Annotated in this window: 18 protein-coding genes; 8 read left to right on the top strand and 10 right to left on the bottom strand. The window is 68.9% G+C overall.

Translation table 11 applies throughout. The features are described from left to right. The first annotated feature begins 260 nt into the window (after window positions 1-260). A complete protein-coding gene (locus tag VH571_RS13630; RefSeq protein ID WP_423265035.1) occupies window positions 261-647 on the top strand; it encodes a DoxX family protein in 387 nt (128 codons plus the stop codon). 154 nt (window positions 648-801) lie between these two features. Here the strand turns inward: VH571_RS13630 and VH571_RS13625 are convergent, their stop codons facing one another. From VH571_RS13625 to VH571_RS13600, 6 genes are all read right to left on the bottom strand, one after another. Continuing rightward, on the bottom strand, window positions 802-1,017 hold the full coding sequence (locus VH571_RS13625; protein ID WP_423265034.1) for a hypothetical protein: 216 nt from the start codon (window positions 1,015-1,017) through the stop codon (window positions 802-804). Window positions 1,018-1,231: 214 nt separating this feature from the next. After that, window positions 1,232-1,537: a hypothetical protein gene (locus VH571_RS13620; protein ID WP_123939668.1), complete on the bottom strand. Its 306-nt coding sequence runs from the start codon at window positions 1,535-1,537 to the stop codon at window positions 1,232-1,234. Further along, on the bottom strand, window positions 1,530-1,958 hold the full coding sequence (gene fliS, locus VH571_RS13615; protein ID WP_055964824.1) for a flagellar export chaperone FliS: 429 nt from the start codon (window positions 1,956-1,958) through the stop codon (window positions 1,530-1,532). Before fliS ends, VH571_RS13620 begins: the two co-directional genes overlap by 8 nt. Before the next feature lie 7 nt (window positions 1,959-1,965). Then, on the bottom strand, window positions 1,966-3,348 hold the full coding sequence (gene fliD / locus VH571_RS13610) for a flagellar filament capping protein FliD (protein WP_423265033.1): 1,383 nt from the start codon (window positions 3,346-3,348) through the stop codon (window positions 1,966-1,968). Window positions 3,349-3,476: 128 nt separating this feature from the next. After that, window positions 3,477-4,325: a flagellin gene (locus VH571_RS13605; RefSeq protein ID WP_194600811.1), complete on the bottom strand. Its 849-nt coding sequence runs from the start codon at window positions 4,323-4,325 to the stop codon at window positions 3,477-3,479. Between the two features lie 116 nt (window positions 4,326-4,441). After that, the gene (locus tag VH571_RS13600; RefSeq protein WP_423265032.1) at window positions 4,442-5,275 is read right to left on the bottom strand and encodes a sigma-70 family RNA polymerase sigma factor; all 834 of its coding nucleotides are present in this window, start codon (window positions 5,273-5,275) and stop codon (window positions 4,442-4,444) included. 539 nt (window positions 5,276-5,814) lie between these two features. Between VH571_RS13600 and VH571_RS13595 the strand changes: the two genes are divergently transcribed. The 7 genes from VH571_RS13595 (at window position 5,815) to VH571_RS13565 (ending at window position 11,419) form a co-directional block, all read left to right on the top strand. Further along, the gene (locus VH571_RS13595; RefSeq protein WP_055964810.1) at window positions 5,815-6,303 is read left to right on the top strand and encodes a flagellar protein FlgN; all 489 of its coding nucleotides are present in this window, start codon (window positions 5,815-5,817) and stop codon (window positions 6,301-6,303) included. Beyond that, window positions 6,303-7,721 carry a flagellar hook-associated protein FlgK gene (flgK, locus tag VH571_RS13590; protein ID WP_423265031.1) on the top strand — a complete coding sequence of 473 codons (1,419 nt, stop codon included), beginning with the start codon at window positions 6,303-6,305 and terminating at the stop codon, window positions 7,719-7,721. Before VH571_RS13595 ends, flgK begins: the two co-directional genes overlap by 1 nt. Next, window positions 7,721-8,611, top strand: a complete 891-nt coding sequence (gene flgL / locus VH571_RS13585; protein WP_055964804.1) for a flagellar hook-associated protein FlgL — start codon at window positions 7,721-7,723, stop codon at window positions 8,609-8,611. Before flgK ends, flgL begins: the two co-directional genes overlap by 1 nt. Next, window positions 8,608-9,039 carry a flagellar assembly protein FliW gene (locus VH571_RS13580; RefSeq protein ID WP_423265030.1) on the top strand — a complete coding sequence of 144 codons (432 nt, stop codon included), beginning with the start codon at window positions 8,608-8,610 and terminating at the stop codon, window positions 9,037-9,039. Before flgL ends, VH571_RS13580 begins: the two co-directional genes overlap by 4 nt. A 61-nt stretch (window positions 9,040-9,100) precedes the next feature. Then, window positions 9,101-10,261, top strand: coding sequence for a hypothetical protein (locus VH571_RS13575; protein WP_423265029.1), 1,161 nt, complete (start codon window positions 9,101-9,103; stop codon window positions 10,259-10,261). Between the two features lie 3 nt (window positions 10,262-10,264). After that, the gene (locus VH571_RS13570) at window positions 10,265-10,720 is read left to right on the top strand and encodes a SprT-like domain-containing protein (RefSeq protein ID WP_055964798.1); all 456 of its coding nucleotides are present in this window, start codon (window positions 10,265-10,267) and stop codon (window positions 10,718-10,720) included. 45 nt (window positions 10,721-10,765) lie between these two features. After that, a complete protein-coding gene (locus VH571_RS13565; protein ID WP_423265028.1) occupies window positions 10,766-11,419 on the top strand; it encodes a CGNR zinc finger domain-containing protein in 654 nt (217 codons plus the stop codon). A gap of 62 nt (window positions 11,420-11,481) precedes the next feature. Here the strand turns inward: VH571_RS13565 and VH571_RS13560 are convergent, their stop codons facing one another. The 4 genes from VH571_RS13560 to VH571_RS13545 all read right to left on the bottom strand — a co-directional run bounded on the left by VH571_RS13560 (window position 11,482) and on the right by VH571_RS13545 (window position 13,641). Next, window positions 11,482-11,775, bottom strand: coding sequence for a DUF427 domain-containing protein (locus VH571_RS13560; RefSeq protein ID WP_055964793.1), 294 nt, complete (start codon window positions 11,773-11,775; stop codon window positions 11,482-11,484). A gap of 38 nt (window positions 11,776-11,813) precedes the next feature. After that, on the bottom strand, window positions 11,814-12,359 hold the full coding sequence (locus tag VH571_RS13555) for a hypothetical protein (protein ID WP_423265027.1): 546 nt from the start codon (window positions 12,357-12,359) through the stop codon (window positions 11,814-11,816). A gap of 110 nt (window positions 12,360-12,469) precedes the next feature. Then, window positions 12,470-13,117, bottom strand: a complete 648-nt coding sequence (locus VH571_RS13550; protein WP_423265026.1) for a DUF1684 domain-containing protein — start codon at window positions 13,115-13,117, stop codon at window positions 12,470-12,472. Continuing rightward, window positions 13,114-13,641: a hypothetical protein gene (locus tag VH571_RS13545; protein ID WP_423265025.1), complete on the bottom strand. Its 528-nt coding sequence runs from the start codon at window positions 13,639-13,641 to the stop codon at window positions 13,114-13,116. The genes VH571_RS13550 and VH571_RS13545 overlap by 4 nt, the downstream gene beginning before the upstream one ends. Window positions 13,642-14,203 lie beyond the last annotated feature (562 nt).

Raw genomic sequence — 14,203 nt, 5'->3', positions numbered from 1 at the left:
CTGCTCGCTTCGCAAGTAGCAGGGAGAGGCGGCCGATCCGTGGCCTGAGGAGTGAGCGATCCGTGCTCACGTTGCTCTATCGACTCGGGCCGGGGCGGCGTTAGGAGGTCTGCGGATTCAGACGCCCCCGTCTTCGGGGGTCAGGGTGGTCGGGGGCCGGGTTGGCTGGGGCTCGATGGGCCGGGGCTAGATGGCCGGGGCTGGGCTGGCAGCGCGCGCGGTTTGCTAGGCGTCGCGTGGTGTGCGGCAGAATTGTCTGCATGTCTGTTCCCCGCACCCTCGCCCGTCTCGCCCTCGGTGGCGCCCTCGTCTTCGCCGGCACCACCCACCTCACTTCGGCGCGCGAGGCGTTCCGCGCCCAGGTGCCCACCTGGCTCACCGCCAAGACGCCCCTCACCGAAGACCAGGTCGTGCTGGCCTCCGGCGTCGTCGAGATCGCGCTCGGCGCAGCGCTCGTCTCCGGCGTCAAGCGCAACACCGTCGGCAACCTCGCGGCGACCTTCTTCACCGCGATCTTCCCTGGCAACATCTCGCAGCTCGTCACGCGCACCGACGCGTTCGGGCTCGACACCGACCGCAAGCGCGCCGTGCGCCTCGTCTTCCAACCCGTGCTGGTGGCCGTGTCGCTCTGGTCGACGCGCCGCTAGTTCTCGCTCGGGCCGGGCCTCCTGGGTCGCTCGCCTGCCGCCCCCGGCCGCTAATTTGAGAGCGATCCGGCCGCTCAGTCCCACCTGTTGCCGCGATTGCGGGCGCGTCGCCGCACATCACTCTCAAATTTGCAGGCGGACGCTAACCGGCTAGTCACCTAGCCGACTTCGACCAGCCCGCCCGCAGCGCCTGAAAGTAGCTCTGCCGTGGGCGCGGCCACACCAGAATGAGCACGGTCGCCAGCAGCCCAAGCGGGAGTGACACGAAGAACCAGACGATGCCGGAACGGCCCTTACTGCGGGCGAGCTGCGAATTGATGAGGGCGATCGCGAGCGACACGATCTGCATCCACAGCGTCGTCCAGTCCATGCGTCCATCCTATTTGCCGAGTCGCCCTGCCAATTTGAGAGCGATCCGGCCTCTCAGTCACACCCGTTGCACGCAGATATAGCGGCCCGCTTCGGATCGCTCTCAAATTTGCCGGCCGGGTCGCCACAGAGGCGGGCGCGGCGCGGGTCGCAAAGCCGGACGGCCGGAGCTTGTCGCAGGCCCGGCTCTGCGACCCGCGTCGCGCCAAAAGGGGCTAGCCGGTTGCGTCGAGGTAGACAGCCCGATCGGTCTCGCGCGCAGGCGGCACCGACCGCAGCGCCGCCAGGTGCTTCGACACCGATCGGCGCGCCTCGAGCACGCGCTCGATGGCCGACTTCTGCGCCCGCTGCACCTCGCGGGCACGGTCGGCGAGCTCGGCCGGGAGGGGTCCGAGGTCGGCGACGGGCCGGGCCAGGGTGCGAGGGGGCACGAAGGTACCGTCACCCGAAGCGCCGGCGACGGCTTCCATCTCGGCGAGCGCCTCGAGCCAGGCGGCGCGGGTCTCGTCCGACCTAGGCAACGCCGAGGCTCCCGCCGAAGGCGGCCGGTGCGGCGGGAACGAGCGCGGCGGCTTCGTGCCAGGCCTGCCGGAGCGGCTCGAGCAGCACGATGCTCTCGCGCGTGAGCGCGACGTCGCGGTGGACGTTGGCATTGACGAGGGCGACCGAGACGTAGGTGTAGAGCGCCTGGAGCTCGACGCCGCCCTCCCACAGCTCGACGCGGAGCGACGTGGTGAGCTCGGAGACGATGGCCTGGGCGTGGACGAGGTTCTCAGAGGCGGTGGCCCAGGATCCTTGGTTCTGTGCCGCTTCGGCACGACCGAGGTCGAGCAGGAGGCGGTCGTACAGCATCGTGAGGAGCCGGATGGGCGTAGCCGAGAGGACTGCCTCGCGGCCGTAGGCGTTGCGCTGCTTGGCTGCGGCGCCGAAGGTCATGGTCATGGCGTGCCTAGCTGTAGGTCGGCAGGTTCGCGAGCGACGACGTGAGCGACGACGACTGCGACTGGAGGTTGGAGAGCTGCACCTCGAGAGCGGAGTAGAGCTTCTCGAGCGAGGCGCGGCGGTCGGTGAGGCGGAGATCCCACTCGTCGACCTGTTTGCTCATCGAGGTGACGAGCGACTGCTGGCCGGTGATCACGCTGGTCAGCTGGCCGTTGTATTTGTCGGAGACCTGATTCGCCGCCGTGGCGACACGGGCGGTCAACGTCGAGAACATCGCCTGGGTGCCGGCGGGGTCGGCGGCCATGGCTGCGGCGAACTTGTCGGCGTCGAACTCGAGCGTGCCCGAGCGGGTGATGCTGATGCCGATCTGCGACGGCGATTTTCCGTCGATCGGCAGGGAGGCGGCGTCCATGAGCGACTGGTTGGCGCTCCGGATCGTGCTGTTGCCGGTGAACGGTCCGCCCGACACGATGGCCTTGCCTGCCGAGTCGGTGCTGTTGACGATGGCGCTCTTGGTCGAAATGAGGCCGAAGACGCCGTTGAGACCGTCGACGAGACTCGAGGCCACTTTCGACGCGGCGGCGGTGTCTTGCCCGATCGTGATCGTGACCGGATCGGCGGAGATCTTGCTGACCGTGACGGCGACCCCGGGAAGCAGGTCGCTGAAGGTGTTGGTGCTCGACGTGACCGTCTGCTCGGCGCTGGTGCCGGCCCAGAGGGTGACGCTGGCGTCCTGCGCGGGCTTGGTAACGGCGGCGCCCGGCGCGGTGAGGAGGTTGGTGGCCGTGCCCGACGCGACGTCGGCGGCGGTGCCCTGGTAGACGTCGAATCCGCCGGAGACACCGGTGGTCTGCGACGTGAACTGGAGGCGGTACTGCGCGGTGCCGTCGGCGGCGGTGCCCGACGAGACCTTGACGGCCTTGACTCCCGAACCCGAGCCATTGACGGCGGTGACGACGTCGTCGAGCGATGTCGATGCGGCCGAGATGTTGAACGACTTGCCCGAGGCCGAGACGATGGTGAGCTTCGCAGGATCCGCGGGCCACGTCGAGAGGGCCGCCGTGACCCCCGTCTTCGCCTGCGCCACGGACCCGACCGTGAACTCGATCGAACCGGCGGCCGCGGAGGTTCCGGCTATTGCCGTCGCGGCGGTCGACGAGCTCGTCGCCGTGAAGAGGGAGAGCGAGGTGGCCGACTTGGCCGACGTCGCGGCGGTCGCGAGTGCCGCCACCTGAGAGTTGAGACCCTGGAGCGCCGTGATGGTGCTCTGGGTGGAGGTGACCTTGGCTTTGAGGAGGGTCTGGGGCTGCGACTCAGCGGTCATCAGCGAGTTGATGAGCGACGTCGTGTCGAGGCCGGAGACGAGGCCGTCGACGGCGAGTCCTGCCATGACCTGCTCCTAGGCGATGAGGGCGAAAAGGGGTGGTCCGCGGCGGGGGTGGGGAGAAGACCCGAACTTCCTCTCCTCACCGCCTGCCGCGGATGGGTGGTGCTGTGGTGCTACCGGCTCGCTAGGGACTAGCGGAGGAGGCTCAGCACACCCTGCGTGCTCTGGTTCGCCTGAGCGAGCATCGCGGTGCCGGCCTGGCTGAGGATGTTGGCTCGTGTGTACTTGACCATCTCCTGTGCCATGTCGGTGTCGGTGATGCGCGAGGAGGCGGCCGTGAGGTTCTCCTTGGCGACGTTGGTGTTGTTGATGGCGTGCTCGAAGCGGTTCTGGACCGCACCGAGGCTGGCGCGAGCGGTCGAGATCTTGGTGATCTCGTCGTCGATCGTCTTGATCGCAGCCGACGAACCGGCAGCGGTCGAGAGGTCGATTGCTCCGACAGCGGTCGCGGTCTTCGACACGTCGGCCGGCGCGAGGTCGACGGTGATCGTGTTCGAGGCCGCGTCCGAACCAGCACCGACCTGGAAGCTCAGCTTGCCGTCGGCGCCCGTGCCACCCTTGCCGTCCAGCAGCTGGATGCCGTTGAAGTTGGTGGAGGCGGAGATGCGAGTGAGCTCCGTCGTGAGGGAGTCGGTCTCGGTCTTGATCGCAGCACGCGAGGTCGCGTTGTTCGAGTCGTTACCGGACTGAACAGCGAGGTCGCGCATGCGCTGGAGGATCGACTGCGTTTCGGTCAGTCCACCTTCAGCCGTCTGGACGACGGAGATGCCGTCCTGAGCGTTGCGAGCGGCGACCGTGAGGCCACCGACCTGCGACTTGAGGCCCTCGGAGATGGCGAGACCCGCAGCATCGTCAGCGGCACGGTTGATGCGGAGACCCGACGAGAGCTTCTCGAGGGACTTCGACAGGTCGCCCTGCGTGCTGTTGAGGTTGCGGTAGGTGTTGTTCGCCGCGAGGTTGTTGTTGATCTGGAAACCCATGATGGTTCTCTCTTCCGTGATTTATGGGGTGTGGTGCTGCCGCCCATCCGTGGGCTGACATGGATAGCTATCGGCGGGGGTGTCCGGTCCGTTAGCGGAACGGTGAAAAAGTTTTTTTACGAGGCTGCCGCGGTCTGCTGCACGGGCACGCTGTCGCGCATGGCCGTACCGATGCCGACGACCGCGTTGCTGGCGACGCGGGCCAGGTAGGCGGCGCGGCGAGCGGGAGCAGTGCGCGACTCGTACGACACCTCGGCGGTTTCGTCGGCGGCTGCGCCGGCATAGTGCGTGTTGAGGCCGTCGCGGAGGAGGCGGATGGCCTCGGTGCGCTGCTGCGACACCGCGGAGTGGGTGATGCCGAGCTCGTCGGCGACCTCGGTGACGCTGCGGTCGCCGAAGTAGACGTTGTCGATGATGAAGCGCATCTTCTCGGGCAGAGCGTCGACCGCGGCACGCAGGTAGCGGGTGCGCTCTTGCTCGAGCAGCGTCTCCTCGGGGAGGATGATGTCGGCGGCGAGCTGGTCGGCGACGGTCTCGTCGATGGCCGTAACGGTGCGGGCGGCATCGGTCAGAGCGTCGGTCGCCGTCTTGCGGTCGACGCCGAGCGACGACGCGATCTCATCGACGTTGGGGGTGCGGCCGAGGGCGGCGGTCAGGGTCTCCTGCGTGGCGAGCGTCTCTTTGATGCGCTTGCGAGTGCCGCGGCTGGCCCAGTCGCTCGAACGCATGTCGTCAGCGAAGGCACCCATGATGCGTGTGCGGGCGTAGGCGCCGAACGGCACACCCTGGGTGGGATCGAAGGCGTCGGCCGCCTGGACGAGAGCGAGGGCACCGGCCGAGGCCAGGTCGTCGCGGCTGAGGTGCGTCGCCTTGGCGCACACCTCCGAGACGAGGTAGCCCACGAGCGGGAGGTTCTGAACCACCATCGTGTTGCGCTCTGTCTTGTTCATCGCGGTAACCCTGTCGTTGTCGGCCGAGTGGAAATCGGCATGGCGAAGCACCCCGGCATGACGGCGCGCCGGAGTGAATCGAAAGAAGTGATGGGCTGACCGCTGAGCCGATGGCCCTGTCGGTCGGTGCCGCCGGTGATCTCGGCGACACCCTCAACGCTAGTGAGAGCAGGGGGCCGAAAACTAGGCGTAAAAGACCCCACTCCGGGGGTTTGGGGTGTCATCATTTCGGGGGACAGCCAGCGTTTTTCCCGAATTTTCACCCCCGGACGGGGTGTTGTGAGCCCTCCGCCAACCACCTGGTTCGGTCTCCTTTGCAAATTCGAAGGAGAAACTCGCGCTGGCCCGCCCCGATCCGCATGAATCCGTTCGGCCCGGTGCGTTTCTCCTTCAAATTCGGAGAAAACAGGGCGAAGGATCCCGGTGCTCACCTAACGAGGCCGGGCTACCGGCCGATAGTGGCCGGTGAGAGCAAAACAGCTCCCTGCGGCGGCCACTCGAAAAGGCGGCCGGCACCGCAGCCGACACTTGGAGGGACCGTGGGCGTGAACGAATTGTCCGCCGTGCTCTGGCGTGAGAGAGAGCTCCTCGAGCTGCTCACGTTCAAGCTGGAAGAGGAGCAGCTGCTCCTCACCGCCGGAAAATCCCGGTGGATCGAGCACGCCACTCGCGAGGTCGAGCAGGTCCTCGACCGCCTCCGCACCGCCGGCCTCGAGCGGACCGTCGAGGTCGCCGTCGTCGCCGAGGAGTGGGGCACCTCGTCCGAGGCACCTCTGCGCGAGCTCGTCGACCACGCTCCCGAGGGCCCCTGGGCCGATATCTTCTCGTCGCACCTGCGAGCGATGACCGAGCTCACGCGTCAGATCAAGCAGCTTCGCGACGAGAACGAGCAGTTCTTGAGGGCGGCCGCGCGCTCGACGCAAGAGACTCTCGCGACGGTGTCGTCGGATCCTTCGCTCTATGACTCGCACGGCGCCGGTCGCGCTGCGACGGTCTCGTCGAGCCACCTCTTCGACGGGCGGCTGTAGTGAGCACGTTCTCCGGGCTGAACACCGCGTACCGGGGCCTCACTGCCGCTCGCGCCGGCCTCGACGTCGTCGGCCAGAACATCGCCAACGCCACGACCGAGGGCTACACCCGACAGCGCGTGACGACGTCGTCGATCTCGGCGGTGCAGCCGGGCCTCTTCTCGACGGGCACGGCCATCGGCCAGGGCGTCTCGATCGACGGCTATTCGCGCATCGGTGACGCTACCCTCGACGCGCAAGTGCGCGGCACCGCCTCGTCGGCCGGATACGGCTCGGTCCGGGCCGGCGTGCTCTCGACTCTCGAGACCTCCCTCAACGAACCCGGCAAGAACGGCCTCTCGACGCAGCTCTCGAACTTCTGGGCCGGCTGGGGCGACGTCTCGAACGATCCGACCGACACCTCTGCGGCGGCGAACCTGCTCGGCCAAGCGCAGGGCATCGCCAGCACGATCGCCACCGGCTACCAGGGTGTCAGCAACCAGTGGAGCGCCGCGCGCAGCAGCGTGGCGACCATGGCCAGCGACCTCAACGCAGCTGCCAAGCAGGTCGCCGACCTCAACGGGCAGATCCAGCAGGGCCTGACCACCGGCGGCAGCGTCAACGAGCTCGTCGACCAGCGCAACCTCCTGACCGAGAAGATCTCGTCGCTCGCCGGCGGCTCGGTCCACGCCAACTCCGACGGCACGGTCGACGTGCTCATCGGAGGCAATGCGATCGTCAGCGGCACGACCGCGCGCACCGTCCAGGTCTCGGGGTCGACGACTCTCGAGGGTGCCGCCGCAGCTCCCGTGACGCTCGAATGGACGCACCGACCGGGTGCCTCCGTCGGCCTCGACGGCGGACAGTTGGCCGGTACGCTCTCGGTTCTCGCCCCCGCCGACGGCTCGGGCTCGGGTGGCGTCCTCGCCGAGGCGGCCGCCAGTTACAACGCCTTCGCGACCAAGCTCGCGACGAGTGTCAACGCGGTGTACTCCGGTGGATCCTCGCCGAGCGGTACGACCGGCGCCGATTTCTTCTCCGTCTCGTCGACCGGGCCCGCCGCCCTCGGCCTCGGCGTGATTCCGACCTCCGCCTCGGGTATCCAGGCGAGCGCACCCGGCTCGGGCAACACCGGTGGGGTCGCCGACAAGCTCTCCACCCTCGGCGTCGGAGCAGCTTCCCCCGACCGCGTCTGGGCCTCGTTCGTCACGTCCACCGGGGCTGCAGCAAAGGCCGAGATCGCCTCGTCCGACCGCGCGACGCTGGCCGCCACCGCCGCCAAGACGCAGCAGACCTCGACCGCCGGCGTCGACCTCGACGAGGAGAACGTCAACATGCTGACGTTCCAGCACGCCTACCAGGGCGCCGCCCGCGTCATGACGGCCATCGACGAAATGCTCGACACCCTGATCAACCGCACCGGACGGGTGGGCCTGTAATGCTCGGACGCGTCACCAACCAGACCGCCGCCCTCGCGTCATCGCGGATGCTGCAGGCCAATGCTGCTCGACTCGCGCAGCTGCAGGGCCAGGCCTCATCGCTCAAGGCGATCTCGGTGCCGTCGGACGACCCGACCGCCACCGGTCAGTCGCTGCTGGTCCGCGGTCAGCAGGCCGCCAACGCGCAGTACTCCCGCAACGCCGACAACGGCGTGGGCTGGCTCGCGACGACCGACTCCGCCCTCAGCGACACCAAGAACATCCTCGATCGGGTGCGGTTCCTCACCGTGCAGGGAGCCAACGACGGAGCCATGTCGGCCACCGCCAAAGAAGCGATCGCGACCGAGCTCGACGGCCTCAAGACCGACCTGCTGGCCACCGCGAACACGTCGTTCCAGGGCCGATCCGTGTTCGCCGGTTCGTCCGACGCGGGCGCCGCCTTCACCCCGGGCACGCCGCCGGCGTTCACCGGAATCGCCGGCAGCTCGGTGCAGCGTCGGATCGCCGACGGCACGACAGTCCAGGTCGACACCGACGGTGCAGCGGTCTTCGGCACGGGAGCCGACTCGGTCTTCTCGATGATCGACTCGATCTCGGCCGATCTGCGCGCCGGCGTCAACATCGGCGGCAAGCTCGCCGACATCGACACCCGCCTCACCGCCGTGCGCGGAGCCTGGGGCGACGTCGGAACCCGCCAGGCGCAGCTCGAGCGCGCCCAGGACACCCTGAAGAACACCTCCGTCTCGCTCGAGAACCAGCGATCCGGAATCGAGGATCTCGACCTCGCCAAGGTCGCCCTCGACCTCCAGACCCAGCAAGTCACCTACCAAGCCGCCCTCGCTGTCACCGCCAAGGTGATCCAGCCGACCCTGATGGACTTCCTCCGATGAGCGCTTCTCTCTCCTTCGTCACTCCTCCGCCCGGGCTCGACCCCGTCGTCGACTTCTCCCTCGACGAGGTCAAGGGCGCCAACGGCCTGTATGCCCTGCACGCGGTCGCCGGGCCGTCGACGCGCATGTTCGTCGTGGACGCCGCGATCCACCTCCCCGACTACGCCCCCGAGATCAGCGACGAACAGGGCGAGGCCCTCGGCCTCTCCGGCCCCGAGAACGCGCTGCTCCTCGTCGTCGCGAACCCGGCCGCGTCGGGCACCACCGTCAACCTCATGGCGCCGATCGTCGTCAACTCGGTCTCGGGTGCCGCCGCGCAGGTGATCCTCGAGAACCAGGACTTCCCGCTGCGGGCCGCTCTCATGCCGGTGTCGGCCGCTCCGGTCGCCAAGCCCATCGCTCCGGCCCGCGTAGCTGTTCCGGCCTAGCTCGGGCTCGTTCGCGCGCCGATCAGGCCAAAAGCCCCGCGCTCGACTACCCTCGACACCGATGACCGAGCACGACCGTACCGACGACGCCCAAGGCGGCACCACGAGCCACCCTGTGCCCTCGAGCCTGACCGCACCGATCGTGCCGACGGGCCCTTCGGGCACCTCGCACTTCGATCCCGTCAGCCTCCGACCCGCCATCGACGCCTCGGCGCTCGAAGACCGCCTGGCCGAGCTCGGGGCGAGCCGCAGCACCGCCGCCCTCGGCGAACGCGCCGACCTGCTTCGCATGCTGGGCCGCCTCGACGAGGCGCTCGCGATCAGCGAGGAGGCCTTCCGGCTCGCGCACTTCACCGGCGATCGGGCCGACTCGACTGCCGCGCGCATCCGCCGCGCCTACGTCTTCAAAGAGCAGGGCCGCCTCGAGCGTGCTCTGAGCGACCTCCACACCAGCCGCCTCAGCGCCTCGACCGAAGAGTGGCACGAGCTCGAGGCCGCGGCCGCCGAGCTCGAGGGCTACACGCTCTACGACCTCCAGCGCTACGAAGAGGCCCGTCAGTCTCTGGCCGCTGCGCTCGAGGCCTACGAGAAGGCCGGTGCGCCCGCCGAGCGCACCAACGGCCTCCGCGTCGCCATCGAGGGCGTCATGCGCGCTGTGCTGCAGGGGTCCGCTCCCGCCGCACCCGAGCCGATCGTCGAAACCGAGCCCGAGCCCGCCGCCGAGCCGATGGTCTCGACCGTCGTCGTCGACGCTCCCGTCTTCGCTGACGAGGTGGCCGGCGAGACCTCTGCCGTAGCCTCCGAAGACGACACCGACGCTCGCGTCACCGACGACCGCGACGACGCTGACGCCGCCGGCGACACCAACCCGGCCCCGCTCTTCCGCACCACCGGCTCCCCCGCGTTCCTCGTCTCGCCGTCCGAGCAGGGCTCCCCCGCCCGACTCGACCCGTCGGCCCCGCGCCTCGACCCGTCGGCCCCGACCTCCGAGTCGATCACCGATGCCGCGTCGATCGGAGTCGAGACCCAGGCGATCGCGATCCCGCACGCCACGGCTCCCGGTCGCACCCGCCGCGACATCGACGACGAAGACCGCAACGAAGACGACGAGCCGGCCAACGGCTTCGACGCCGAGGTGAATCGCGCCCGTAAGGCCGCGCGCAGCATCTGGGGCGCCTTCGACGCCTCGCAGTCGAAGACGCCGCCGAGCGACCGCTCCTAGCGAGTGGCCGATCTGGCCAAGGTCCGCCACTGGGCCTCGTCTCTGATCGCGCTCCACCTCGACCCCGGGGTCTGGACGTTCGACTTCGACCGCGCGACCACCCGCGCCGGACTCTGCAACTACACGAAGCACCGCATCACGGTTTCGCGTCACCTGGCCGAACGCTACGACGACGATGAGATCCACCAGGTGCTGCTGCACGAGGTCGCGCACGCGATCGCAGGATCCGCAGCGGGTCACGGCCCCAAATGGCGCACCGTCGCGGAGGGCCTCGGCTATGCCGGGGGCCGCCTGCACGACGGCGCCATCGCCTCCGAGCTCGCCCCCTGGGTGGGACTCTGCCCGCAGGGCCACGAGCACTTCCGCTACCGGGCGCCGCGGAAGCCGCTCGCGTGCGGCCGGTGCGCGCGCCGCTTCGACCTCGCGAACCTCATCGTCTGGCAGAAGCGCGAGGTCTGAGCACTAGCGAGGCCGATGCCTTTCGTCACCGGCTACGCTGGTTACATGACGGTCGAGACGTGGTTCCGCTCCGATGCCGGAGTCCGCTGGCAGTTCGAGACCGGCGCCCTGTGCCTCGACTTCGCCTACCTCGGCGGGTTTCCCGAAGGCGCATTCGGCCCCGCCTCCGGCCTCCCCGGAGCCACCGCAGCACCCGGCTCACCCCGGTGGGACGGCCTGCTCGTGCCCGCCGACCTCGGCGACTGGCTCGGCGAGCGCTACCCGGGCCTCGGTCAGGCGCCGAGTGACCGTGAGCTGCACGACGCCCGCTCGTTCCGCGACGCCGTCGCACGCCTGGCGCTCTGCGCCGCCGACGGCCACACTCCCGACGCCGACGACATCGACGTCGTCAACTTGTTCGCGGCGCTCCCCGATGTTCCTCCGTCGCTCGCGGGTGGTCGCCGTCAGGCGGGTGCGGGTCGGCTGCGCACGGGGCAGGCGCTGGCCTCGGTGGCGCGGGATGCAGTGACGCTGTTCGCGGGGGTGGGGTTTGTCGGGGAGCCGGGCCGCCGGATCCTTCGGTGTTCTGCAGACGACTGCGGGCTCGTCTTCTACGACGACTCCCGCGCCGGAACCCGTCGCTGGTGCTCGATGCCGAAGTGCGGCAATCGCTCGAAGGTGCGGGCCCACCGCGCGCGTGTTGCGGCCGCACACGCCTGAGACCTCAAAAACGACCGCTGATCTCGGGGATCAGCGGTCGTTTTTGAGGTCTCGCAAGGTGTCTACTCGACGACCTTGACCTCTTTCCAGAACGCGACGTAGTTCGAGAAGTCTTTGCCGACGCGGTCGAACGCGGTCGGGAACGGCGTCGGGTAGCTGAACGCGCGGTCGGGCAGGCCGTTCACCGAGAAGTACTGGCACTCGCCCTTCCACGGGCAGGTGTATGGGGTGTCGGTCTTCTCGAGCAGCGCGTCGTTGACGCTGGCCGGCGGGAAGTACCAGTTGCCCTCGATCTTGATGAGGTCGGCTTCGGGGGCCTCGGCCACCACTGTTCCGTCGTCGAGTACTGCCTTCATGTTGTCCTCCAGGGGATCGGGATCTACTGCACCGAACGCTACGCGCGCGAGGTGAATTCCCGCAGGACGACCGCCGACGCGGGGCGCGACTCACGCTGGGCCATCGGATCGTCCGCTCCCCCGAGGGTCGCCGACACCGACGCGGTGAGCAGGTGTGCCGTCGCCCTCTGCAGCCCCTGCCAGGCAGCGCAGGCGGCGGCCGCCTCGGGAGACGAGGAGTCGAGGCCTCGGGCGGCGAGCGCGTCGATCACGGCCCCGGCAGCGAGGTGGTCTTCGACGGCGGTGCGAAACCCGTCGGGGTCGAGTGAGCCCGCGCCGATCACTGCGACGACAGCCCGGTCACCGAGCTGCGCTTGAAGGCGAAGGATCCACTCGGCCGCGTCACCCGCACTGGCCTCGGTGACGCAGAGAACGGCCGGGCCACCGGGGCACGCCTCGGCGATGGCTGCGACGAGCTGCGCTCCCGATGCCTCGCCGTGCCCGTCGAGCTCATCCGCGACGACGATGACGTGCGCTCCCGGCGCGATGCGCCGGGCGCCCGCCTCGCCCCACTCGAACCGGACCTGGTAGCGCTGTTGATGCATTGATCCAGGGTAGCGGCGGCTCGACCCTTCAGAACTCTGGCAGAACCGGCTGTAGCCGGCGCATCCGGGCACCTGCAGCTCACTTTTGCCAGAGTTCTGAACCGCCGGCGTCAGTGCGCGCCCGAGTACCGCTCCCCCACCGGGATGTCGACGGCGACCGTGTTGCCCGGCTGAGCCAGCGGGCACGCCCAGGCCGGGTCGTAGGCACAGCTCGGGTTGTAGGCGAAGTTGAAGTCGAGCACGAGCGAGGTCGGCGCGGATCCTGGTCCGAGGTCGGCGCCCTTGACCGTATCGAGCAGGTAGCGACCGCCGCCGTAGGTGCCACCGGGCTTGCCCGCGAGTGCGTCTTTCACGGGCACGAAGATGCCGCCACCGTAGGTCGCGAGTCGCCACACGTCGAGCGAGCCGACGCCGGGCACGTCGACGAGGCCGACCCGGTCGAAGAGCACGTCGCCGTCGGTGCCGGTGGGCACGACCATGCGGTACTCGTCGGCCGGCTGGATCTCGACCTCGAAGCGCCAGTCACGGTCGTACGGCTTGGTCGGGAGGCCGGTGAAGTCGGGGCGATCCTCGGGCAGCAGCGGCGTCGAGGGGTGGTTCGCGAACAGGTCGTCGCGGGTGCGGCGCCACAGGTCGTGCGCCGCCTCGAGGTCGGTCGCCTCGCGGATCGCGCGGTACGTCTCGTGGATCGTGCGCCGCCACGACGCGATGTCGAGGGCGTACTGGGCCTGCTGGGCGGTGGTGCGGGCGTCGGTCACTTCGTCTCTCCTGCCGCAGCGGCGGGCGCGGTCGCCGAGTCGGCGGGCGCACTCCAGGTCGGGGCGAGCTGCCGCATCCGCCAGCCTCGCCACTGCCAAACCACCCACAGTCCGGGCCACAGCACCGGGGTGAGCAGCCCCGCGTCGAACTCGAGCCGGTCGCGCAAGAGGGTTCCCCGAGCCAAGCCGCTCGAATGCGGTGCGCGCGAGATCGCCATGCGGTGTCGGATCCTCAAGCGGGAGAACTGCCCCGTGACCCCGCGGCCCGTGTCTTCTTGGATTCGTGCGCCCTCGACCTCGTACCAGCGCAGGTCGACGTGGGTGGTGCCCAACGACACGAGCCCAAGGATCCGGGCGCTCACCCGCCTCGGCACGTCGTCCCAGCGCCTCGGGAACCCGCTCGCCTCCTCCGACCGATAGACCACCAGTGGCTTGGTGACCGCGACCATGACCTCGGGGTTGGCGAGAGCGTCGGCTGCGGCTTCGGGCGAGCAGGCGAGGAGGAGTTTGAGCTGCACGTGCATGAGGCCAGTCTGCTCCCGGTGTGATGGGAGGCGTCCCCGGGCTGATTGCGTTAATATTTCTCATCTGGAACAATGCAGACATGAACCGCAGCGTTGCTCCCCTCGTGACACGTCGAGCAGTGGTGCTGGGGGGCCTCGCAGCAGCAGGCCTGTCGGCGCTGCAACTCGGCGGCCCGGCAGATCCCGCTGACGCTGCCCCCGATAAAGGGAGCCTCACGCTCAGGCCCGTTGAGTCTGTTGCCCGCCCGTTCTTCGGCACCGACCTCCTCACAGAGCAACTCGTTGATGCGCCTCTCGTCTTGCAGCTCTCGGGACTCTCTGCCGACGACATAAAGTTGGTCGTCGATATCACATTCGACGAGCGCGCGTGGATCGCCTCGGAGCGGCTAGTCGCCATTGGCGGAGGCGCCATCGTCGTTCTCCAACGTCTCGGTACGGGGCGGAGCCCCGCCCGATATACAGGCCCCCTTCACGCCGAAGCACGAGCCCCGATGACATTCGACATTCCCCTGCGACTTCGCTCCCTCTATCCCAACGAGGGCGTCGCTCCAGTGAGCGCGAC

It is taken from the genome of Frondihabitans sp. 4ASC-45 (assembly GCF_049472575.1).
Classification (GTDB): domain Bacteria; phylum Actinomycetota; class Actinomycetes; order Actinomycetales; family Microbacteriaceae; genus Frondihabitans.
This window is presented reverse-complemented; position numbering and strand designations above follow the sequence as displayed.